17 protein-coding genes and 2 CRISPR repeat arrays are annotated in these 23,003 nt (G+C 35.7%); of the genes, 1 reads left to right on the top strand and 16 read right to left on the bottom strand.

The window, feature by feature from the left end:
• Window positions 1-73: 73 nt before the first annotated feature.
• From ACXACQ_RS15780 to ACXACQ_RS15720, 13 genes are all read right to left on the bottom strand, one after another.
• Window positions 74-1,024, bottom strand: coding sequence for a CE1 family esterase (locus ACXACQ_RS15780; protein ID WP_474976927.1), 951 nt, complete (start codon window positions 1,022-1,024; stop codon window positions 74-76).
• A gap of 42 nt (window positions 1,025-1,066) precedes the next feature.
• The gene (locus tag ACXACQ_RS15775) at window positions 1,067-1,606 is read right to left on the bottom strand and encodes a sigma-70 family RNA polymerase sigma factor (protein WP_474976926.1); all 540 of its coding nucleotides are present in this window, start codon (window positions 1,604-1,606) and stop codon (window positions 1,067-1,069) included.
• 128 nt (window positions 1,607-1,734) lie between these two features.
• Window positions 1,735-2,235 carry a hypothetical protein gene (locus ACXACQ_RS15770; protein ID WP_474976925.1) on the bottom strand — a complete coding sequence of 167 codons (501 nt, stop codon included), beginning with the start codon at window positions 2,233-2,235 and terminating at the stop codon, window positions 1,735-1,737.
• Window positions 2,236-2,523: 288 nt separating this feature from the next.
• Window positions 2,524-4,069: direct repeats of the CRISPR family, unit length 30 nt; unit sequence ATTTCAATTCCTGTTAGGTGCGATTAGAAC.
• A gap of 204 nt (window positions 4,070-4,273) precedes the next feature.
• Entirely contained in the window at window positions 4,274-4,534 is a 261-nt protein-coding gene (cas2, locus tag ACXACQ_RS15765; protein WP_474976924.1) for a CRISPR-associated endonuclease Cas2, read from the bottom strand.
• A complete protein-coding gene (gene cas1b / locus ACXACQ_RS15760; RefSeq protein ID WP_474976923.1) occupies window positions 4,535-5,539 on the bottom strand; it encodes a type I-B CRISPR-associated endonuclease Cas1b in 1,005 nt (334 codons plus the stop codon).
• Window positions 5,540-5,541: 2 nt separating this feature from the next.
• Window positions 5,542-6,042: a CRISPR-associated protein Cas4 gene (gene cas4, locus ACXACQ_RS15755; protein ID WP_474976922.1), complete on the bottom strand. Its 501-nt coding sequence runs from the start codon at window positions 6,040-6,042 to the stop codon at window positions 5,542-5,544.
• A gap of 1 nt (window position 6,043) precedes the next feature.
• A complete protein-coding gene (gene cas6 / locus ACXACQ_RS15750) occupies window positions 6,044-6,841 on the bottom strand; it encodes a CRISPR-associated endoribonuclease Cas6 (protein ID WP_474976921.1) in 798 nt (265 codons plus the stop codon).
• Between the two features lie 38 nt (window positions 6,842-6,879).
• The gene (gene cas3, locus ACXACQ_RS15745; protein WP_474976920.1) at window positions 6,880-8,925 is read right to left on the bottom strand and encodes a type I-D CRISPR-associated helicase Cas3'; all 2,046 of its coding nucleotides are present in this window, start codon (window positions 8,923-8,925) and stop codon (window positions 6,880-6,882) included.
• A complete protein-coding gene (gene cas5d / locus ACXACQ_RS15740) occupies window positions 8,918-9,586 on the bottom strand; it encodes a type I-D CRISPR-associated protein Cas5/Csc1 (RefSeq protein WP_474976919.1) in 669 nt (222 codons plus the stop codon). The genes cas3 and cas5d overlap by 8 nt, the downstream gene beginning before the upstream one ends.
• Window positions 9,586-10,533 carry a type I-D CRISPR-associated protein Cas7/Csc2 gene (cas7d, locus tag ACXACQ_RS15735; RefSeq protein ID WP_474976918.1) on the bottom strand — a complete coding sequence of 316 codons (948 nt, stop codon included), beginning with the start codon at window positions 10,531-10,533 and terminating at the stop codon, window positions 9,586-9,588. The genes cas5d and cas7d overlap by 1 nt, the downstream gene beginning before the upstream one ends.
• Before the next feature lie 29 nt (window positions 10,534-10,562).
• Complete coding sequence (locus tag ACXACQ_RS15730) at window positions 10,563-13,367, bottom strand: hypothetical protein (protein WP_474976917.1); 2,805 nt, start codon at window positions 13,365-13,367, stop codon at window positions 10,563-10,565.
• 39 nt (window positions 13,368-13,406) lie between these two features.
• Entirely contained in the window at window positions 13,407-14,456 is a 1,050-nt protein-coding gene (locus tag ACXACQ_RS15725; protein ID WP_474976916.1) for a hypothetical protein, read from the bottom strand.
• Between the two features lie 113 nt (window positions 14,457-14,569).
• Window positions 14,570-15,322 carry a LytR/AlgR family response regulator transcription factor gene (locus tag ACXACQ_RS15720; protein ID WP_474976915.1) on the bottom strand — a complete coding sequence of 251 codons (753 nt, stop codon included), beginning with the start codon at window positions 15,320-15,322 and terminating at the stop codon, window positions 14,570-14,572.
• A gap of 102 nt (window positions 15,323-15,424) precedes the next feature.
• On the opposite strand from ACXACQ_RS15720, the gene ACXACQ_RS15715 reads away from it, so the two are divergent.
• Window positions 15,425-17,278 (top strand): tetratricopeptide repeat protein, encoded by a 1,854-nt coding sequence (locus ACXACQ_RS15715; protein ID WP_474976914.1) that lies wholly within the window; start codon window positions 15,425-15,427, stop codon window positions 17,276-17,278.
• A gap of 21 nt (window positions 17,279-17,299) precedes the next feature.
• On the opposite strand, the gene ACXACQ_RS15710 is transcribed toward ACXACQ_RS15715, so the two are convergent.
• From ACXACQ_RS15710 to pdxR, 3 genes are all read right to left on the bottom strand, one after another.
• On the bottom strand, window positions 17,300-17,494 hold the full coding sequence (locus tag ACXACQ_RS15710; RefSeq protein ID WP_474976913.1) for a hypothetical protein: 195 nt from the start codon (window positions 17,492-17,494) through the stop codon (window positions 17,300-17,302).
• A 914-nt stretch (window positions 17,495-18,408) separates the two neighbouring features.
• Window positions 18,409-20,550: direct repeats of the CRISPR family, unit length 30 nt; unit sequence ATTTCAATTCCTGTTAGGTGCGATTAGAAC.
• Between the two features lie 235 nt (window positions 20,551-20,785).
• Complete coding sequence (locus ACXACQ_RS15705) at window positions 20,786-21,433, bottom strand: FMN-dependent NADH-azoreductase (protein ID WP_474976912.1); 648 nt, start codon at window positions 21,431-21,433, stop codon at window positions 20,786-20,788.
• An 84-nt stretch (window positions 21,434-21,517) separates the two neighbouring features.
• Window positions 21,518-22,987, bottom strand: coding sequence for a MocR-like pyridoxine biosynthesis transcription factor PdxR (gene pdxR, locus ACXACQ_RS15700; RefSeq protein ID WP_474976911.1), 1,470 nt, complete (start codon window positions 22,985-22,987; stop codon window positions 21,518-21,520).
• Window positions 22,988-23,003 lie beyond the last annotated feature (16 nt).

Genomic DNA, 23,003 nt, shown 5'->3' with positions numbered 1-23,003 from the left:
CTCTGGCCATAAAATGAACCAAATTAACTGAACCTAGAGCTACATCAACGGATATGACTAAGTGATGAAGAAATCATTCCTTCATGAAAAAATCCCATATTTCTTTCGGAGCATCATAATCGGCATTCATATGGCCAAGCAGTTTATTGGTATACCGGAAATTTCTATTGGGAATGTTGTGGCCACCATCATTAATAATTACTTCTTGGAGGCGAGTACCCTCAGCAGATTGATAAAGCTTCTGCGTTGCCGTAGTAATACCCTTTGTACCAAAATCCCTGATTTGCACGGGGCTTTCCATTACATGGTTGGCATCTTTCCAATAGGCTATATTATCAGGTACACTTTTGACCTTTCCAAAACTTTTGCCATCGAGAAAAACCTCTCCTCCGTTATAAGGTATAATAGCATCCTGCTTCCCATTAATTATCATCATATCCATAGGTAAGGGTTTTGCCTTACATAAGTTATTGTCATCCGTAGGAAGACTGGCTCCTACTGTGGCCATGGCAGTAAAAACACCGGGAAGCTCATGCGCCAAACGATACACCATTTGTCCTCCATTGGAATAGCCCATGGCGAATGTCTTAGCCTGATCAATATTATAATGATCTTGGAAAAAAGTTAACATTGCTTTTGTAAAAGCAACATCATCGATATTTTCTTGTTTGGCGGGATAGGGTGCATCTTTTTTGCAATCGTTCCAGTTGCTACCATAACCTTGAGGGTAAACCACAATAGCATTTTGATATTTATCAGCCAAAAGATCAAATTCATGGCCAGTAAATATCTGCATCATAAATGATTTCAGTTTAGACCCATGGTATGCAATAATAAGAGCCGGCTGCTCTGTTATATTTTTAGGCACATGGTATATAAACGACCTGATTTTACCATCAATTTCAACGCTAGCGGCTTTGTTTGGATTAATTACATTCCACCGATAACAGTATAAATAAAGGCTGAAGATTAATGCCAGAATTACTAAAACGCCTATTGTAAGCATTCTTTTCAAATTTTTCATTGTGAATTTTCTTAATAGACGCTCACAATGAAAAAAGACGCATCAATTTATCATATTTTTTGGCTTTACATAATCTAAGACATTACCCTCGTGATCCGTTGCTAATATACAACTTTGCTTCACCGTAGTTTTAATACTTTGCCTTGCCCTTTGCACTCTACTTTTTACAGTGCTTAATGGAATGTTATTTTTATATGCATAATCAGTTTGGCTAGCTCCGTTTATCTCTACTTCCATCATTACCTCTTGCTGCTCTTTAGACAATGTCATAATAATAAGCTCTATACATTTGAGCAAATCCTCATTACCTTCCTCGTTGATGTTCTGCTCCTCTACAACAAAATGTTCAGATAAGCCTTCTGATAAATTTTGCTTTGCCCTGTAATAATCTTTAATGGCATTAAAAGTAATAACGTTTAACCATGAAGTTAATTTTTCTTTATCCTTCAACTTATCGATAGACTGGTGAGCTTTCAAAAATACATCCGAACGGATATCCTCAAGAATTTCATCTTGTACCTTAAGCTTTTTAAGGTACCTCTCTATTTGGTTGTATAATTTTAACTGTAATTCCGGCTCCATAATGCATTAAATATATAGGATCTCGTACGCAACAAGCTCAATTTAGTTTTGGCGTTAAATGAAGCCACTTGTTACTTGATAGAGAAGAAAGGTGAAAATAATAACCATATTAAGCAAAGCGGATTTGCTTAGCTGTTGTACATCATTTGTCTGTTCTTTTTTTCTAACAACTGTCCGATATACATATATTGATCGCGGTTTTTAAACCTAATTCTCACCGGATAATATCTAGTTCTAATTTCTAGCGTTTTAAATTTTCTATATTTCAAACGAGAAACACCATCGTATTTAAGGTAAAATTCTTTACTGCCATTAATTACCAACCGATCGTCATCAATTTTTAGACTGCCTTTTCTCCAGCTCAAAAATCTTAAGATATAGGCTGTTGAAAGGAAAATAACACCTAATAAAAACAAGTGCTTGACAAATTCAGCCATATAATCTTCAAAAAAGAATACGATGATTTCAACAACTGCGAATTCACTCAGAAAGAACAGCCCTACTAATACTATGACCATAAAGTATCCCATACCAAGCGGCCAATTTGATATTCTCTTTAAATCTGTAGGCTCAAGTTTGAGATCGAATTCAATAGGACAATTAAATTGTTTAGAATGAACGTCTTCCAAAATAACAGCGTAAGTTTAATATTAGGCAATATTAATGATATCCGTTTAAGCAAAAGTGCTACTACCAAGCAAGTAGATTAAACCACAAAATACACCAATTAAAACATGAATCATTATAAATGTCATAAAATCTAAACAACAAATATTTAAAATAACAATTATCGACCTAAATAACTCAAGGTTCAATCGCTCATATCCACTTCCATGCCGCACTTCCCCTCGCGAATCTCCGCTACGCTGCGATTTCCTGTTAGGTGCGATTGTTGGGGGTGCTGCTGGAATAGGTGCATTTCAATTCCTGTTAGGTGCGATTAGAACATTAAAAGAGGTGAAACAGGATTTATAAAAAGATAAATTTCAATTCCTGTTAGGTGCGATTAGAACTAAGTTGCGTTATAAAACTGTACAATCGCACGAATTATTTCAATTCCTGTTAGGTGCGATTAGAACCTTGTGTTGCATTTTGGGTATTAGGGGTTAATCACAAATTTCAATTCCTGTTAGGTGCGATTAGAACTAAATACGATAATAAGCCCATTTCCATAAAGCCCATTTCAATTCCTGTTAGGTGCGATTAGAACTATCATACCCGTAAACCTGAACCCCTAACACTTCCATTTCAATTCCTGTTAGGTGCGATTAGAACTTACCCTTTTTAAAAAGTTTTTATTAAATGCTTGCAATTTCAATTCCTGTTAGGTGCGATTAGAACTATTGCTTGACTTGGAGATACATTTGAAGAGTAATATTTCAATTCCTGTTAGGTGCGATTAGAACCTTGCATTTTTTCTGGTCTCATTCCCTCTATTTCTAATTTCAATTCCTGTTAGGTGCGATTAGAACCTTCTTGAAGCTTCTTGTTTAAATCTTCAGCAGTTTGATTTCAATTCCTGTTAGGTGCGATTAGAACACACAGCAAAAACAGCAAGAGAAGCGATTACTTCGATTTCAATTCCTGTTAGGTGCGATTAGAACCTTTTGTTACCGTAACACCTTGAAACTTAAGACTTTCATTTCAATTCCTGTTAGGTGCGATTAGAACTTAAAAAGGCAGCAGGCGGACAAGAAGGCGGAGACAAATTTCAATTCCTGTTAGGTGCGATTAGAACACTTAATTGCTGCTTTTGTGGCGCTCCAAATACCAGATTTCAATTCCTGTTAGGTGCGATTAGAACCTTCAATTAGTTTGAATAGAAAATTTAAAGAGTAAATTTCAATTCCTGTTAGGTGCGATTAGAACCTTGCGTGTTGTGCTACTTCATAACAGTGTTTCCAATAATTTCAATTCCTGTTAGGTGCGATTAGAACCAGGGTCACAAAAAACTTTATCACAAACATCTTTAAATTTCAATTCCTGTTAGGTGCGATTAGAACTTGCTTTTTTGATTTAGGTGATACAATAGAAAATGCATTTCAATTCCTGTTAGGTGCGATTAGAACTCTTTGGTTATCAAGAAAAGAGGTTGTTTTAGAAAAATTTCAATTCCTGTTAGGTGCGATTAGAACCCGAAAAGGTTTTCAATTGTCTTTGCCTTATCGTCAATTTCAATTCCTGTTAGGTGCGATTAGAACTGGAGGCTATCAGGATGTTGGAGGCTATCAGGATGTTAGATTTCAATTCCTGTTAGGTGCGATTAGAACTCGGCAGGAAATTCCGGGCAAAATTTACTTTTCAATTTCAATTCCTGTTAGGTGCGATTAGAACTAAAAGAAATGAAACTGTCATTTAAAAAACTTAAATTTCAATTCCTGTTAGGTGCGATTAGAACAGAGCATGAAGAAGAGCAAAATAAGTATTTGACTTATTTCAATTCCTGTTAGGTGCGATTAGAACCCGATCGATTTAAAAAAAAAATCAGGGTTTATGATTAATGTACGGCATTTCAAAGAACGCATTTTGATGTCATTTGTCGTCTACCTACGATGATACGATTTTACCCGGAGACAGACGACTTTTCAATTAATTGATATTCAATAAGTTAAAACATTTCAAAAATTTCAACTTTCATTTTAGACATAATTTAGTAGAGACAGACGACTAAAGAAAGTTATCAATTCTATTTTTTTCTTCGCCAACTACCTCTTTATCAAGCCAGCGTTCATCTTTACTTTTGAAAATAATAAGGCTGTCACTTTCATCCATTATACCTTTAGCTTCGGCTTTTAATTGTTTTAATTTCACCTCTGTTAATTCACCTTCAAAAACAGAGTTTTGAATCCAATGCAGATAACGCCTGCATAGTTTTAGCATTTTACCTACACGCTTTTCTCCAATATCATACATTAGTATTATATACATTTACCACCAAGCTTTAAAAGGTTGATAGGGCTTTATGCCCAGTAGATGATTACAAAGCTTATAGCACTCTAATTTTATTAAATGCTTATAGCTAACATGTCGGTCAAGGGATCTATGCTTGATAGTTTGTCCCAATTTTTCCTCCCACAATTTAAGAAAGGCCTTTTTCCCTGATTCTTTAATGGTTATCCCTCCAGTAGTTGCATGAAAGTCAGAAGCTTTTATCTGTTGCTTATTAATGGCTGTAAAAATGATTCTGTCTACCAACATGGGTTTAAATATTTCGGCCAGGTCAAGCGCAAGGCTGAACCTTCTAACTCCTGGTTCATGTAAATAACTAATGGTAGGATTTAACTGCGTATGATATATTTGATCAAGACAAGCAGTATAACAAAGCATATTACCAAAACTTATAAGACTATTTACTTCATTTTTAGGAGGCTGTTTGCTCCGGCCTTCCATTTTTAATCCGTTCAGTATTTCATCATAAGCCAAATAGTAGCATTGCCTAATGTTACCTTCCACTCCCATCAGTTGATCTATTCGATTACACTTATCTATTTCACTAACCCAAGCTTCAATAGTATCAATGTATGCGGTAAGTTCCTTACCTCTAGTATGATAATACTTTAAGTTTTTAAGGATATTGCCAGCTGCGCCTGTTACAAAAGCTCTTGCAAGTTCTAGTCGCTGATGATTAGCTAAATAATGCTGAGTTTGAGCCACCTGAAGTCGACCAGCCTGAAGATATTCTTTTGCATAAAAACTACCGGTATAATGTTCATAATAATCAAAGAAATGTACATTGATATGCTGCTTACCTAAGAAGTTAATCATAGCAGAATTAGTATCTAAACTGCCAAAAGAATATAAATTGGCAACATTTTCTATGGGAATATATTTTGGCATTAGCGCTTTACCATCTTCATCTACTGGCGTAAACTTTAATGTGTTATCTTTTCGGCTAAGCCGCCCTGGGTTAAATAAATAGTAACTTTTCTTCATTATTAATCAATCCAGCACAAATCGTAATAGCTGCATCTTTTGCAAAATGATTTATGAATACGCTTCGGCACTTCGGGTTTACCTACAATTTCAACAATTTCCTTTTCTACTTTTGAGATATATGAACGATCATCAGGAGATACTTCAACCTTAGACTTTTCCTTAAGCAATGGATATTCCAATAAGCCAGATACATTTTCTACACCGGCTCTTTCAAGGAGTACTATGTAAAATTTGACTTGCCACAAGTGGGCCTCTTCAATACTTTTCCCTTTTTTCACTTCATGTATCACACGGTTTTTAGCATCATAAAAATCAATTTTAGCTATCCCCAAATCTAATTCTGTAAATTTAGCTGCTCTCTGAGGATAACTATTCTCATGTAATAAACTACCTTCCGCCACAGCATCAGAAGTATGTTCCATTTGAACGCCATGACTAAAAAGCCAAAGTTTACGGCAGCAAACATGATAATAATTAATATGTGTAGCTGTAATTAACACTTTAGGCTAGGTCCACCATTCCGAAGCCCATACTGCACTTTTCGCCCAATCCTGTATTCCAAATTACTTCCTGCACTTCCACTGGCGCACTCACTTCGCAAGAGAAAAGCCACCCTCTTAACTTTATAGGCTTTTCTGATTGACCTTTTATGCTGATCAATTTAGAGATATACTTATTTGATGTCATCTTGATTTCAATGTGTTCACTCAACTCATCATCATGATCTCCTGCCATTGAAAATACATTTTGAGATACTGTATATCTAGATTTTAAATTGGCCACTAACCTAGTAACATACTCCGTGTCATTTGGACTTAGATACTGTGAGTAACGCTCGTTACCCAAAGCAGGCCTACTCACACAACACGGAGAAATCAGCTTGTAATGCATATTTCTCATCATTAGTGGCGCAGGTAAAACTTGTATAGATTTTAATTTCATTTTAATGCCTCTACCCTTATCTCCAATAAAGATTTCAGCGTTTTGATTAACTCCATTAATGAAATGTTGAGCCATTTCGGGTAATAGAAAACTTATTGGTAAGCTTACCTCTTCTCCTAACACTTCTAATTCCTCTCTTTCCTTATTGAGAACAAATGGTCTTATATCAAGCATTCCAAAATTGAAAAGCTTAAACTTTTTATTCTCATTTCCATATCCTTTATTATGAAGAAATCTGGAATATTCATCATTTCCCATTTGCAAGCTTTTATATACCCACGCACATAAATGATATTGGTAATTAATTGGTAAGAATCTATTTGTATGATCTATACTAAATGTTAATTGAAGTCTCATAACTTTTGTGGTTTAAAATTGAAGCATAAATGCCCTAATTAAATAATAGTGTCATCTGTTTGAATATCCAGAATGGTTAACCTCTTTCTATCAAAGGTTTTAGCTAGCGAAGTAATCTTGTCACATAGGGTAAGTTGTTCCTTATCTGCTGCGCCTCTTCTAAGCTTATCTTTAACGGCCTTTGTCGCCTTCAGAAATGCCTTGCCAGGTTCCTGCATATCTTTATAGGTAAGAAAATTATTACCTTGTAACCCCACATTAGGAAGCGTGCTCACTTGATATTGCAAATCTTTATCGCGATCCTTTAAATCTTTCACTTCATATTGAATGATCTTAAAAGGTTCTTCTTGCTCTACCTTAATACTCTCAATCATTTTATGCTGAAGTATCCAATCCAGAGAATACTCAAGCTCTTTATGATATTTTAGGTCGTATATTTTTACTACTAAGCCTCCATCTCTGAAAGTAAGGTAGGTATTGACGAAACTTCTCCACCATAACAGCCACTGATTAGTCCTTGGAGCCATTTTTTCCAGCCGAGTATATATTCCCTGCTTTATCCATGCATATTCATTGTATGGCAACTTATCCAAACCCATGGCATCTTTTACCAATTCGTTGATGGATGCTTCTATGGCCTCATATAATTTATATCTACTCTCTACTAACCCATTACCAAATCCTAGCTCGGAAAGCCTTCTTTTAAAGTATTTATAAATGTCATAGTCTTGGAAGCGATATATACTGTTTTTAATAGACCATAGATATTCTCCTAAATAAAGAGGCACCTTTTCGGTATAAAACTTCCTGCCTTGTAATTCATCCCTCATCACATTCAGAAAATCATAATAAGACCAATTGGTAGCCTCTTGCAATTGCTTAGCAAACCTATGGTACCTTCTATCGGTACAGATCACTACTTTACCATCCATTTCACCTCTAGAAACCCTACCAAAACGTTGCACAAAATTTTGATAGAATTTTCCTGGTTGCATAATGCAATAGGTTACATCATAATTGACACCTACCTCCGCTTTATTGGTTGCTAAGATCAAATTGGCCTGCTTAATGAGTTTGGATTCTTCCTCTTCCTTAGCCACATAGCCAGTACTTTGGTAGATAATGGTTTGTGGCAACTCCCTTTGTAGGATATCGGCCAATTCTTGTACTTCCCTCAATTGATCAAGGATGAGCAAAACACGCTCTTTCTTTAGTACTTCTCTCAATTCAGGAAGTTTGTGCATCACTAATTCAGGCATATTGGAGCTATCTATAAACTCTACTTCTAACTGTCCATGAATAGGCCTGGCCTTCTCTTTCTCCTGCACTATTTCTTCTACTATCTCTTCATAATTATAGCCTTCATTGTCCATCAGTGTTTTTAAGCCAGCTTCAGGTGTAGCCGATACAAAAATAAACCTCAGTGTACGGCTCGAAGCGTTTAGTTCGGGGTCAAAATGCTGAAGAAATATTTTCCTCAATTTAATCATGGTGAAAATATTGGCTATCTGAGCTTCATCATAAAGGTGATATTCATCAAACACAATGTAGCTGAATAGGCTCAAGAACCTACTAAAACGGGTATCTCCAGTTTTATTATGACCTGCCAACTGGTGGTAGCCTCCATGCATTGCAAAATTGATGATATCAGGATTAGTTATGAGCAAATCACTGTCCTCAGCAATTTCAATTGCTCTCTTCCATCGAGAATATCCTTTATCACCGTATTTTGACAGCTCCGCTCCTGTTAATTGACCAATATTCAATTGAGGATACGTAGCCGAAAAGCTGGCTGTCAGCTCCCTAATCAACGCATTAGTTGGTAACACTATCAGGCCACGTACCTTAATGCCACCGCCTATACCTTTCCTTTCTTTCTTAGCATTTAGAGCGGGAAACGGAAAAGCATAACTCTTACCTGTTCCTGTAGGAGCTGTAATAATGGTAAACTCTGGCAAATTAGAAAAGCTAAGTTTGAACCTCTTTTGCACTTCATGCAAATGACAGCTTTTACCATTAATTAACTCTACCTCATCAGTCTGTTTTACATATTGAGGCATTATGCTTATGCTAAACTTATCCATCTTCAAAAGTTGGTTTGAAAGCACTGATTACCTCTTGTTCATTCAGCTGTTTTATCAGGTTATAATTTTCCAGTATGAATGAAAAATTCACCTTATCGCCTTCCACCAAAATATTAGTGACTGCATCAAGATTATTAAATACTGCTTTTAAAGAATACGCATTCAACCAAAATTCACGCTCTTTAGATGAAGCAACCTCTTCTACTCTCACCATTGTTTCTAACGCCCTCCCCATCCTAATCACTGGTGGTAACTCCATATCATTTTTAGCTATAAATAGCGCTTCAAATTCAGCACCTACTACCATGCCCTGTACCTGCCTGAAATTTTTAAAAGGTGACTTGCCTGATTTCTCAATGGCTTTAACATCTACATATCCATCAACATTGAATAGAGTATTTTGAATATAAGCTTCGGTTTTATCATGCTTAATAACAGGCTTTGCTACCGTACAATAAAAGCCAAAATCCTTTACATCAGTATATGAGGGTTTCTTTTTAAAAGTATAATCTCTTCTCCCCAACGCATTATTAAATGCGTAACTCAATGCCAAATCACCCAAAAAATCGCCAGTAACCGCTGCTGAGGTACTGCCTCCTGATACTTCTGTGTAATAAAAGAGGTGATTCAGCAGCGTTAGTTTTAATACTTTCGTTACCATTATTTAGTTTTTCCACTTTTAATAATGGCAATATCTTTCAAGTACTGCTCACAATCCTGATGCGCTTTAGCATACAGATTGCTCATTACCTCTCTATCCAACCATAAATCATTGATGAGACCTGTAATACTGCTACCATCTAGGTAGTTATCTTGGCCATACTCCGCTATCATGGCAGAATTGATAGCCTCAGAAATACTTTCTTTGTTGACTTCATTACCATCCCAATTTTTACTAATAGAATAGCTATTAACAGCTTTTTCAAAATCAGAAATTCCAACGCCCAAAATATGATTTTTAACATTTGCGGTGCTTGTAGTAGTGCTCTGAGCAAAATAGCGTGACTCATTCATGACACATAACATAAGATGTACAAATAGCTCTGGAGTTACATTTTCTAGTGTGATAAAATGAGGCAAAAAGGTGCCTGGTTTTACATATTGCACCTGAAAAAGAGATTGTCTCAATTTACCTTCCTCTTCATTCCACATAGTGCCCCCCTCACTTAAAGCATTATGCTGCATGGTGCCCGTAAGTTGTGTAATATCCCTAAGTGAATAAGCCCAATCGTATATTGCTCTACTAGTAAGCGCTACCGCATCACCGCTCTCTGTTACACTGTCGCCAAAGAGAACCGAGTTAGGGTTAGCCAGTTGTTCACTCTTTTTGATAACATTGTATCGCAGACTGCTATCCACTGCATTAAACTCTCTACATAGCTTTAATCCTAGTAATTTCTCTCTGCTTTTTAGTTTTCTGGCAGGTACTTCTACCACATCGCGCTTTGGTGATAGTTTGTAAGTAATGGTCTCATCTGGGTAATTACTTCTGATAATGGCATTACCCACTATTTCTCTAAGGACAACTATTTTTATAGAACCAAGTGCATTTTGTTTAAGGCTAGATACAAAGTACTTTTCTGGTATAAGGTCAAATAATGATTTCATATTTTTATGATGTTATAAGTGATTTTAATTTAAAGAGCTTCAATAGTTTGCAAATAGTCTACAGCGTATTTCTGCATACTTTTTGGCAATAGTTTTTTTACATTCTCTTCATTTACTTCTAATTTTTTATCTATCAGCTCTCTTTGTAGGTTGATAGCTTTCTTAGTTCGCATATGCTGCAAAGAGTATTCGCGATAAAGGAAAGCAAACTGATATATCCAGTCTTTTTCAATATTTACAGCTGGTATTTCTCCTTTCCAGTCTTTCACAAACAGTTCATCATAAACCGCTGTAGCAAAAGCTTTAATATCATCCATGTCTTGCTTTTCCATTCTCAACTTGCGGTATATTTCTCCGCATATCTTTTGTATGATATCTTCTCTGCTGTTACCTTGCTTGTGGTACTTTCTTAAGTATTCCATTGCGGTCCTGATCATCCATGTCTCCTCAGCACCGCTCTTATAGCCGACATCTATCTTCACGGCCAGCTTTACTAAATTTTCTGTAACTGTCATTCCTTTAAATTTATGTGGATATTTTTTGTAGAAATTTTCAAGTGTTTTAAAGAGCTTATCCTTCATTTTCTCATCATTAAATAAGTAATAGAGTGTGAAGTATGCTCCTCTGTTATGGGCGATTTTAAGCAGGTTGCTCTCTATTCTATCTTTGCCAAAAAGCAAAATCAAATACATTTCATCGAGCACCTCTTCAACCTCAACCAACCTGATGCTATGCCAGCCTAATAGCTTTAAAAACTTAGGTGGATTATCATAAAAGAAAACTGATTTGTGGGGGGTATATGGGGACATGATGCCCGAAATGTAAGTTCTGAGTCCTATGTGCTTGACCAAACGCAGACATTTCCTCACTAAAAAGAAAACCGGTTCTATTTTAGGCGCTAACTTTATAAAATCGAGATTGTAAAGGTTATACTGGAACTTAGCCGTTTTATCGAATTCAATCCTACCATCTTCTAAAAGCTTAAGCTCATCTTTAGCCTTTATGCTACTTGTAACAATGTCACGATCTATGTCTAATCGCGCTTCGAAAAAATCGTGATACAGCACATAATTAGCATCACTTACGCTATACAGTGAAGACCTTAATTTATTCTCCTCTGCGTACAACTTAGAAATATGGCTCTGTGTGTTGCCCAATGCTGTTACAGACCTATTACTAAAACCACGAGCCTTCATGGCAAAAGCCACAACAGCTGTGTAAGGCACTTTACCCGCCCCTCCAGTAAAAGCACACATTTGTTTCTTTTCAGGAACCTCCGGTGTATAACTATCAAGAAACCTTAAATTTGATTTCCCTGGAGCCTCAAAGTATTGATCAAACAACTGCTGTTTAACAGAATCACCACTGTCATGAACTTCTAAAGAGTCGATAATATCTTCACTCAATTGATCTATATAATCGTCTGTATCTTCATCTTGAAGAACAATATAAGTCTTTATGAAATTGATGTATGTCTTGTATAAGGAGCTAACTGAGTTAACTTTACTCCCAATCCAAGAGAGCAGCTTGGGAATGCTATCCAGGGTTTCGTCATCAATGGTTATAGGTAAAGGTAATTTTCGATCTTCCTCTTGCCAAGCCTTAAAATCGTTTAACCACTTGGCATTTACCTTTGTATTTAACCATTGAATTTTATGTAAATTATAAATGGTTTTAAACGCTTCATCCTCTTCACTTTCTATCTGTTGAAAATAACTTAGTACCAATTTACCGTCAAGGTCTTTGCATTCTACGGGTAAGTTGTACGTATTAATTAGCTGTTTGGTGAAATCATAAAAGATGTCGAAATCTTGTATTTTTTCCTTCCCGTTTGGTGATAATGACAGAAATTGATTTCCTTTCTCTTCGCAAATAGATTCTAGTACCTCTCGTGAAAATGGGGCTGAACCTATAAATCCAAATTTGCATTTTTGAGCGTCAATTTTGGTTAATGATAAGTAGTTAATGTCATCTGAGCTGGCACTAGCATAATCTACTTGTATAGCTTCATACTCATCTTCTGTTAACGGGTCTCCCCAAAAAACAAACCCCTCTCTAATAGCCAACAACACCTTTTTATTATTCTTTAACAGAATCTTTCTGGTTACCTGCAGTAAGTTTTGACTTAAAAGAGTGTATGGATTATGTCTAACTTTAACATAGGAAACACGCATAGATGCCTCTTTAGCAATAAGCTTTAATTTCTTTTCTACATTGCTATGTAAAGCTTCTATAGACTCAAGGCTTTCATTTTGAATGGAAGCTATGCCATCGGCAAAGTGGCATAGGTTACGCATCACCGTGTCTACTTCATCTCTGTTCAATGTAATTGGATAATCCTCAGATGCTACCCAACTGCCATTTTCAGTAGCTAACGCCAAGTAATAAACATTGCTTTTGTATAATTCATAGTCTGGAAGAAAAGCAGTAACATTCAGCTCAGCCACATATGCATCAAGCTCAGCCACTCCCACCTCTAAATCAGACCTATCACTAGTCTGTTGAGTTCCTAATAGTTTATTGGCATCATGAAAAGTAAACCCAAGCATAAATACCTTTAAATAAAGCTGAGCTTCAGGGTCTTTTTCAAATCCCCTTTCTACCATTAACCTTTCGTAAACATACAGAGCCGGAATAAGACCATTTAAAATGTGGATATGATAGGGCATATCGTAGTAATTGGCATATTCTTTCCCATTAACCACAAATAAGCCTTTAGCAGAAGTTGATGCGTGTTTAGAAATTAGGCTTCCTAAAACAGTATCGAAATAATCTATTACTACCGACTGAAATAGCTCAGTTTCGAAGTACTTTTCTATTAATTTATATTGCATGGTAAATTGAATTTTATGTTGAAATTGAGGTGAGAAGAATTATCTACTCAGAAATTCGTCAATGAGGTACCTACCATAAGCCTCTGAAGCTCTCCTTATAGGCTTGTCGTACACTATAATGTAATAGGCTGAACCAAAAGCATATAGACTCAATAGTAGGATAAGTACCAGGTCAGCTTCCCACCATGCATATGCTAAGCCTGGCAGGCACAATGAGAGAGATAAAATGGCTGAGGGAATTAGGTTTCTGAGAAATCCGTATCGTATAAGTGCAGATCGAATAATTACAGACTTCACTACATTTTTAATCTTAAATGCAGCATTATGGAGTTTTCTTAATGCTTCCGTATCATCTTCTGATTCTGCATCTTTACTTGGAAAAGTAATATCAAAATAGCGCTCTACCTTTTGCCTGTACTGTACTTTTTGCTCTTCATTATATTTAGACCTAATATCATAGAGCATCATATATGCAGTAGCAAAGCCTTTATTTCCTCCTTGAAAGAATAATTTGCTTTCCCATTTTTTGCCTATCGTAGCCAGCCAGCCACTTAGTCCCCAAGCAATGATTAAACACAAGAAAAAACTTAAAGGAAAAATCACCCATGATACTTCACCGGGTCTTATTAGGGCTATATAAATAATAATTAGTACAGGCATCACTCCCAAAAGCGCTGGAAGTACTCGTGCTCCTAAGACGTATTTATCTATCCATTCTGTACCTTCAACAGGATTTCGATCATATAATTGACTATGATTTACTTTTGGGTCTGGAATTTTAATTTCCCTTTTAAAATTGTTTCTAGAAAGGAAATCATCCATATTGTCATACCTGAGCTTTTTTGCTATGACATCAAAATAAAGCTTGTTGACTTTAATGGAGCTTTCTCCTTCTTTACTAGCCTTCTTTAAATCGTAAAAACGGTTTTTAAGATATTTGCCCTTTACATATTTCTCATCATAAAGGTGTATATAATCTTCTTCAGACAGTCTGTCAAGACCAGCAGGCGTGTTATCGAGACTATGCTCTTCAGCAAATAATTTAAATAGATGCAGGCATGCATCAACAGGATACTTTTCTTCTGCCATTTCGACTTCATTTGTTATTATGAAGCCAATATGCAGCTAAATATTACCTCACCAGAATTTGATTTGTGAATGGCAAGATATACTTTGTGAAAGACAAGATTCAGAGTATATAACTACAGCATCTTAAACATAGCCTTAATCTCTTGCTGTTTGGTTTTGCCTATGTCCAACCTCTTTCCATCTTCCAAAATCACCTGATTTCCTTGAAAACCTGTAATGCAATCAACATTAACAGTATGCGACTTGTGGATGTGCAAAAACTTACTAGGGTCTAGAGCATTTTCAGCTATACTCTCTTGAATAGCTTTCATGTTTTTTGCCACAGAAACATACGATTTGCCTGCTTTACAATAAATGGAGCAATATGAACCTCCTGCGATCAAATACATAATATTATTTATGGCCAGCTTTTCATAATGACCATCCTTTTCATGAACGAAAATATAGCCTTCCATTAATGGAGCTTTGGTTTGCTCATTCGTCTTATTGGTTATTGATAAGGCCTTTTCTATACTACTTGCCACCAGCAACTCATCGAATGGTTTTACAAGAAAATTAACCACTTCCAAGTAAGATATCTTCCTCATCACTTCCGGGTTAGCATAATCTGTAAGAAATATGATGGGCACCTTAGACTTTTGATGCAACCTCTGAACTGTAGTGATACCATCTAACTTCCCAGCCAATTCTATATCCATGATCACTACCTCAGGGTTTAATGCTGAAAAGTTGGCTATTGCCTCTTCTCCATTATCGTAATGTACGATGCTATAATCCCCTAACGTAGCTAAACATTCAATAAGACTATCTGCAATTAAAAAATCATCTTCAACCAACAGTATTTTTACGCCTTCTGAGGTTCCCATTTTTAATTAATATTTGATTAATATTGGTATAAATTTAATACTGCATTCTGTTTTATTTTAGATTAAGTCTTAAAAAAACACAAACAACTGAATATCAACAACATGATCTCCCCTATTTTTATTCTAAGTGCCTTGAGAACATCTCAGTTGTTTCTCCTCATATTCATTATAGTCCTAATTCCTCTGCATACCAATGCCTCAAGTATTCAATTTGACAAGAAAGACACTACTGATTTACCTCCATCAAAAAGACTACATAAAAAAGGTATTGCACATCTAAAAAAGAGAGAATTGACAGATGCTGCATTAAATTTTAAGGCTTGTATACGTTTGGCTAAAGAAGAACAAAATACCATAGAACAAGGTAAATGTACCAGCAATTTAGCCAGCACTTTATTTAGCGAAAACAAATACATTGATGCTCTACCTTTGTACTTAGAGGCCGTAGAGCTTTTTAAAAATTCTGATAGTAACCTATATGCTCAAGAGTTACTTAATGCAGGTTGGATCTATAGTAAACTTAATATGTATGACTCAGCGTTAGTCTACTACTATACAGCATTGCCCATTTTATCAAAAAATGCAGACCAAATAAACCTCATGAAAGGTTACAATTTCTTAGCCACTACCCTTAGGCATGCAGGTAATAAGTCTCCTTTGCTATTTTTCAACAAATCTTTGGAACTAGCAAAATCAATTAAGGATACAGTACAACTGGCTGCGGTATACAATAATATTGGTAATTTCTACTTAGAAGAAAAATTACCCGATTCAGCCATTATATATTATGACAGTAGTTTACAGTTGAAATTTGATCCGCAGAAAATAGCCATTTCTCATCTTAATATTGGCAAAGCTTATTATGAAAAAAAAGAATATTCATCAGCAGAAAAGCATTTACTTGAATCACAAGAAGTACTCCAGAAATCAAATAATAAGGCATCATTGTTTAAAAATTATATAGAGGTATTAAGACTATATGATGTATTACATAATAAAAATCAAATATTAAAATATATTCAAAAAGCAGATTCTTTATCATCACTATTTAGTCCTTCTTTATATGACAGACACAATTATCTTCTACAAAAAAGAAAACTACTTATACAATCCGAATTATATTTAGATGCACTTGAAATAAGCGATGAAATTATTTTGGTTAAAGACTCACTAATTACTAATGAAAACAAGAATATAAGCCTCAAATACGAAGCTATATTTAATGTAAATGAATGGAAAAATGCCTACACCTTAGAGACAATAAAAAGGGAACAAGATATTGTCAATTATAGATGGGCGGGGCTATTAATTATTTTAGCACTGATTATCATTCTCTTTTATGCTTACAACAGGGCTACTGTTGCCAAGAGTGCTGAAATACATTTTAAAGAACTTAACCACAGAACCAATAATTTGCTTACCATTTTCAGTAGTCTTATATCTCACCAAAAAACTGATAATGAAACTAATACATTGCATCACATCAAAAATCAAATTAAGACCTTAAACATTGTATACAGACACCTAAACACAAAAAAAGCTAACACGAATAAAATAACACGAATAGATAATTTCATAATAGAGTTGACCGAAAACCTATGTTTTAGCATGGGTATTGGTCATAAAAAACTAACCATCGATAAGCAAATCACCCCAGTGTTCATTCATGAGAAGCAAATTAATCCGCTTGCATTAATTATTACAGAAATAATTATAAACGCCATTAAGTATAGTGCTGATAATAAAGGACACCTGCACCTATCTTTTTGCTTAGAGGAATATAATGATGAAATAGAACTTACGATAAAAGATGGAGGCAAAGGTAGAATCACTGCTAAGGAGAATAATGAAGGCAGTAGTATAATTAATCTTTTAGCTCGGCAACTAAGAGGCCATTACAGTTATGGAGATAACAACACCTCTGATTTTTATATAAAATTTAAAAAAAGGGGGTAGCTCTGACTACCCCCTTAAATCTTAATTTCTCCTGCGTTCGTGAATTATCGGATCTCCCTCATCTACTCCCCCCCCTAAATCATCATCTCCAGTAAGGTCATTGGCATATCTTGAAGTTTCTTCCAACTTATTTTCATTTGGTTTTATTTCTTCTTTGTTGCATGAAAAAATGGTAGTTAATAACATAACAAACATTACAATTTTAACAGTATTCATGTTGTCTTTCTTTTTGCCATACAGGCTTGTGAAACATTGATTAAATGCTCCATGAGGCAAAAGGAAGATGAATAGCGACTAGCAAGAAAAATTGCTCTTCCATTACAATTATTAAGGCTAGTATTGCTATTCTACGACATACCATTGCTTAGTTTTATCAACCATTCTATACCTTGATGAAAGGTTAATAACATAGTATGTCAGTGCTTATTAGATTCTATATTTCCGCGGTTATAAAATCTTTTAGATGCATCCGTTAGGCACATTGCCGTTAGGAACTTTTACAATTCTAAAAGGATTTTTTCACCACTTAATAGCACATGCTGCACATGCAAAAAATACATCCAAAAAACACATAATCAGCTGTATATCAATATTATAAATACCAATAAACTTTACATGTATTTACTCAAATACTGGCAAAATTGAAAATATTCAGATTCTTTGTGCCGAGTTTAATTCAAGCTGATCATGAAAGTATGTGAACATAAAACCATAGATGAGAGATGCCCATACGGAATGTTATGTACGGATAGGATAAGCTGCTAAATCAAACTTGATAGCAGTAGTAGTTGTTCGATTATATTAATCAATAATATCGAAATGACAATTGAGGTGAATTTTGAAATAGTAAAAAGAAAATATACTTTCTACAGATAGAATAATAGGAAAGTATAAAATGCCGTATAATAATTATTAGAGGTATGATAGACTAGAATTTCAAACTAGCTATCAATTAAAGGTGGTATTTGAAGAGAGGTTTAAATTTTAATGCCCATACCCTGCATCATAGGCACCATTTCTTTTAGGTAGAATTAGAACAGTGACAAAATTAAGACATCAATGCTGATTCAAAGATTCAATTGCTCATCCCCATTTCCATGCCGCACATCCTCTCGCGAATCTCCGCTACGATACGATTTCCTGTTAGGTGCGATTAGAACACAAATATACAGCCTTTTTAAGTGCATTTGAGAAGATTTCAATTCCTGTTAGGTGCGATTAGAACCAAGAAGATGAAACTGTTGACGTGGTGAAGCAAACGGATTTCAATTCCTGTTAGGTGCGATTAGAACATGAACAGGCCGCCATTGAATACATACTAAATCAATTTCAATTCCTGTTAGGTGCGATTAGAACTCAGCTAAAACCCTGCTAGCGAACTTTTTGAGTAGGATTTCAATTCCTGTTAGGTGCGATTAGAACTTGTCAGATTTGTGCTACTATTTTCCTCAGCTTGCAGATTTCAATTCCTGTTAGGTGCGATTAGAACTCGCTCTTTTCAAATTCAATGTTTTCTACAGCTTTAATTTCAATTCCTGTTAGGTGCGATTAGAACACCCCAGATAAAGATTTTTCAATTGGAGTATTTTTAAATTTCAATTCCTGTTAGGTGCGATTAGAACACATATAGCGCATATGATGAATATGTAACAGATCGATTTCAATTCCTGTTAGGTGCGATTAGAACGTTAGCAAGGACATAAGAATTATAGAACAAAGCTCTATTTCAATTCCTGTTAGGTGCGATTAGAACTCTAACAAATTGGTTAGCTGCCTTTTACGTATAAGATTTCAATTCCTGTTAGGTGCGATTAGAACTCAACAAGCGGACTTAAGTCTTACAATATGCACCCAATTTCAATTCCTGTTAGGTGCGATTAGAACCGGCCGATTCAAGCGACAAATACACAGGGGAAAACAAATTTCAATTCCTGTTAGGTGCGATTAGAACTTAAACACCCTATACTCTCTCATACATATTATCATTTATTTCAATTCCTGTTAGGTGCGATTAGAACTGATCAAAATAACGGGGATTATGATATTAATGATTCATTTCAATTCCTGTTAGGTGCGATTAGAACAGGTTTTTTATGTTGCTTCATCTCAAGAGTTATTACATTTCAATTCCTGTTAGGTGCGATTAGAACACCTTCGATTGTGTCAAAACTAATTCCAGACACACATTTCAATTCCTGTTAGGTGCGATTAGAACTGCAGACGCATGCACTGATAAGCTCTATATTTTACTATTTCAATTCCTGTTAGGTGCGATTAGAACTCAGTTCCTCCACTTGCCTGAATAATAGAATCTACTAATTTCAATTCCTGTTAGGTGCGATTAGAACGTTTTATTGCTTCCTCTTCTTGTATTTTTTCAATTTTATTTCAATTCCTGTTAGGTGCGATTAGAACATACAAACAAACTCTGCTTTAGTAACTGTTAGAGCTATTTCAATTCCTGTTAGGTGCGATTAGAACAGTCTGACCAAACAAACGTACTATGATGATCTTCTCATTTCAATTCCTGTTAGGTGCGATTAGAACTAATTAACTAAACGATAATTAAATGACTTGTATAGTATTTCAATTCCTGTTAGGTGCGATTAGAACTCGCTTACAATAACACCCCTTTTGAAGTTCCATATTATTTCAATTCCTGTTAGGTGCGATTAGAACAAGCTGTTTGAATTTGTTTACTTTTTCGTCCTCTTTATTTCAATTCCTGTTAGGTGCGATTAGAACTTGATTCAATCAAACAGGACAAAGGGTATAAATGTTATTTCAATTCCTGTTAGGTGCGATTAGAACTTCTCTACAACTAGCCAATAGTATGCCGCTATATTATTTCAATTCCTGTTAGGTGCGATTAGAACTCTCTGACCCTTTGCCTTTTTTATTTCCTTTGTAAAATTTCAATTCCTGTTAGGTGCGATTAGAACAATGAAATCCGAGCAATTTAACACGTTTGTATGGAAATTTCAATTCCTGTTAGGTGCGATTAGAACTTTCTTTAGCAAAACTTTCATAGGAACCAGCGCCTCATTTCAATTCCTGTTAGGTGCGATTAGAACTTTTTGACCCTGATGAGTTTAAAGAAAATTCAGATTATTTCAATTCCTGTTAGGTGCGATTAGAACGGAACAGAGAAGCATTGCAAAAGCAGGCTGATGCTAATTTCAATTCCTGTTAGGTGCGATTAGAACAGGACAATGTTAGTAAAACTTTCTACTCAGAGATTGATTTCAATTCCTGTTAGGTGCGATTAGAACCCCGATCGATTATAAACAAAATCAGGGTTTATGATTAATGTACGGCATTTCAAAGAGCTGCATATGATGTCATCTGTCGTCTACCTACGATGATACAATTTTACCCGGAGACAGACGACTTATTAATCAGCTGACTTTCAGCTACATAATAAATCAACTAATATTAAGTCCATCAATTATGATCGAATTTAATGAAGACAGACGACAAATGAAATAGTTTAGCCTTACAAATAAGTTATACCTGCGCTACATTTTTCTTGGTTCCTAGCAGTGTTTCTATCTCCTTCACTGTTACTCCAAACTCCGCTTCTGCATTAGGTGTGGCTGCATTGTTCATTATAATTGTTTCTACATCTGTTATGCCCATCATTCCCAATACGGTCTTCAAGTAAGCCGTCTGGTAATTCCACTGCTCATGTAATTCTCCACTTTCATACCCTGCTACGCCACGTACCAATATTAAATAAGCCTTTTTGTTGTGCAAAAGCCCTTTGTATGGTGCCTTTGCATTTTCAGGGTCTATACTTAGGGTTTCATTTACCCTTATTACCTGATCAATATATGCTTTCAGTACGCTGGGCACAGACCAATTATACATAGGTGTAGCTATTACTATAGCATCATGGCTTTTAAGCTCATTAACCAAAGTGTTGCTTAGTGCCAGTGCTTCATGGTCTGCTGATGTTCTTTGGTCTTTAGGTTTGAAGGCGCCTACTATCCAAGCTTCATCTAAATGAGCTATAGGGCCGTCATACAAATCTCTATTGGTAATTTCTACCGCTTCATTCACACTTTGGTAATATGTTGTAAATGTATCTGCCAGTTTTCTGCTATATGACCTTTCCTTTCTCGCACTGGCGTTGATTACTAATAGTTTATTCATTGTTTAACGTTTTTATTTTTACGCTAAGCTATGCCGCCAATATTCAAACTTATTCACCCAGTTCTCAATTTGCTGATGGCCCAATTAGTAATATTCACTCAAATATCGATACAGTTTATTGAGTACTTCATCCATTTCTTCAGTGGTAAGTGAGGTGAATCCTATGCGCATACCGTTTTCATTAAAGTTTGCAGTATTATAAAATTGTGGAGGAATCATTCTTACACCATCCTTTAACATTTGTTCGGTTATTTTATTGAGATCAATATCTCTATTAAACTTAGCCCAAACGGCCATGCCGCCATCAGGCTTTTGATAGTGAATCCATTTGTAAAACCTTTGGTCTAGCTGGTTACACAAATGATCTCTTCTGAGTTTATAGGCTTTAATAGATTTTCTAAAGTGCCTGTCCATCTCACCATCTTTATACATGGCCGCCAGGGCTTCCTCTAGTAGTGTATCGCCATGATGGTCTATGAGCCTACGGGTATCCGCAGCATCATCAATAAAATCTTTAGCGCCTACCAAATACCCCACGCGTATGGCTGGCGCAAAGGTTTTGCATATAGACCCCAGATATAAAACATGCTGATGATGATCAATACTAGCCATGGGAATGTATGGCTTATTACGATAATGAAAATCATAATCGTAATCATCTTCAATAATGGCAAATCGGTATTGTTTGGCCAGTTGTAAAAGCTTCAGCCTTCTATCCATAGAAAGTGTAACTGTAGTGGGCCAATGATGATGCGGGATAATGTAAACGGCTTTAATCTTTTGGTGGTTTAGCACTTTTTCTAGCTCATTGATATCAATGCCTGCATCATCTACCGGAATGCGCACAAGCTCCGCTCCTGCTTTAGTAAAAGTCTCATCAGCTGTAAAATAATTAGACATGCCTACAGCTACTTTATCTCCTGGCTGTATGAGTAGTTGAGCACATAAATAAATGCCCATTTGGCTCCCTTTAGTAATTAATATATCATCGGCAGAAGCTATTAAACCCCTAGTAACTGAAAGGTGGTCACTAATAGCATTTCTTAAATTAATAGAGCCTTTAACATCACCATATTTAAGATAAGGAATACCATAATGCATTTTAGACAAGCTTCTATACTCACGCATCAGTATATCAATAGGTGTGAGCCTCACATCAGGAAAACCGTCATCAAGCGTCATTACCTTGTCCTGAAAATTAATGGCATCATTAATTTTACCTTTAACTTTATTCCACTCAAAATCTGCAGCTTGTTCAGTGGTATTATATTGCTCTAATTTCCCATGCTGAACGTCTGGCAAATCAGACAATACAAACACACCTTTGCGGCTCTTCGCCTCTACCCACCCTTGAAGTTCCAATTCATCATAGGACAGTTTAATGGTATTTCTATTCAAGCCTAATAATTCTGAAAGCTTTCTGGTGCTGGGTAATGATGTGCCAGGCTTTAAATGCCCCTGTGTAATTAATGTAATTAGCTGATTAGTTATTTGCAGATAAACAGGGATTTCCAATTCTCTATCAAAACTCAAAAGGGATTTATAAGGAATCATCTGGGCCATCTTTATT

The sequence above is a fragment of the Fulvivirga sp. AWR4_260 genome (assembly GCF_056158185.1).
The sequence above is the reverse complement of the archived record's forward strand: the minus strand, read 5'-3'. Positions and strand labels throughout refer to the sequence as shown.

Excerpts from the sequence above, each read along its gene's own strand:
- ACXACQ_RS15780 (WP_474976927.1), bottom strand. The coding sequence starts at position 1,024 with ATGAAAAATTTGAAAAGAATGCTTACAATAGGCGTTTTAGTAATTCTG.
- ACXACQ_RS15775 (WP_474976926.1), bottom strand. The coding sequence starts at position 1,606 with ATGGAGCCGGAATTACAGTTAAAATTATACAACCAAATAGAGAGGTAC.
- cas2 (WP_474976924.1), bottom strand. The coding sequence starts at position 4,534 with ATGTATATAATACTAATGTATGATATTGGAGAAAAGCGTGTAGGTAAA.
- cas1b (WP_474976923.1), bottom strand. The coding sequence starts at position 5,539 with ATGAAGAAAAGTTACTATTTATTTAACCCAGGGCGGCTTAGCCGAAAA.
- cas6 (WP_474976921.1), bottom strand. The coding sequence starts at position 6,841 with ATGAGACTTCAATTAACATTTAGTATAGATCATACAAATAGATTCTTA.
- cas3 (WP_474976920.1), bottom strand. The coding sequence starts at position 8,925 with ATGGATAAGTTTAGCATAAGCATAATGCCTCAATATGTAAAACAGACT.
- cas5d (WP_474976919.1), bottom strand. The coding sequence starts at position 9,586 with ATGGTAACGAAAGTATTAAAACTAACGCTGCTGAATCACCTCTTTTAT.
- cas7d (WP_474976918.1), bottom strand. The coding sequence starts at position 10,533 with ATGAAATCATTATTTGACCTTATACCAGAAAAGTACTTTGTATCTAGC.
- ACXACQ_RS15730 (WP_474976917.1), bottom strand. The coding sequence starts at position 13,367 with ATGCAATATAAATTAATAGAAAAGTACTTCGAAACTGAGCTATTTCAG.
- ACXACQ_RS15725 (WP_474976916.1), bottom strand. The coding sequence starts at position 14,456 with ATGGCAGAAGAAAAGTATCCTGTTGATGCATGCCTGCATCTATTTAAA.
- ACXACQ_RS15720 (WP_474976915.1), bottom strand. The coding sequence starts at position 15,322 with ATGGGAACCTCAGAAGGCGTAAAAATACTGTTGGTTGAAGATGATTTT.
- ACXACQ_RS15715 (WP_474976914.1), top strand. The coding sequence starts at position 15,425 with ATGATCTCCCCTATTTTTATTCTAAGTGCCTTGAGAACATCTCAGTTG.
- ACXACQ_RS15710 (WP_474976913.1), bottom strand. The coding sequence starts at position 17,494 with ATGAATACTGTTAAAATTGTAATGTTTGTTATGTTATTAACTACCATT.
- ACXACQ_RS15705 (WP_474976912.1), bottom strand. The coding sequence starts at position 21,433 with ATGAATAAACTATTAGTAATCAACGCCAGTGCGAGAAAGGAAAGGTCA.
- pdxR (WP_474976911.1), bottom strand. The coding sequence starts at position 22,987 with ATGATTCCTTATAAATCCCTTTTGAGTTTTGATAGAGAATTGGAAATC.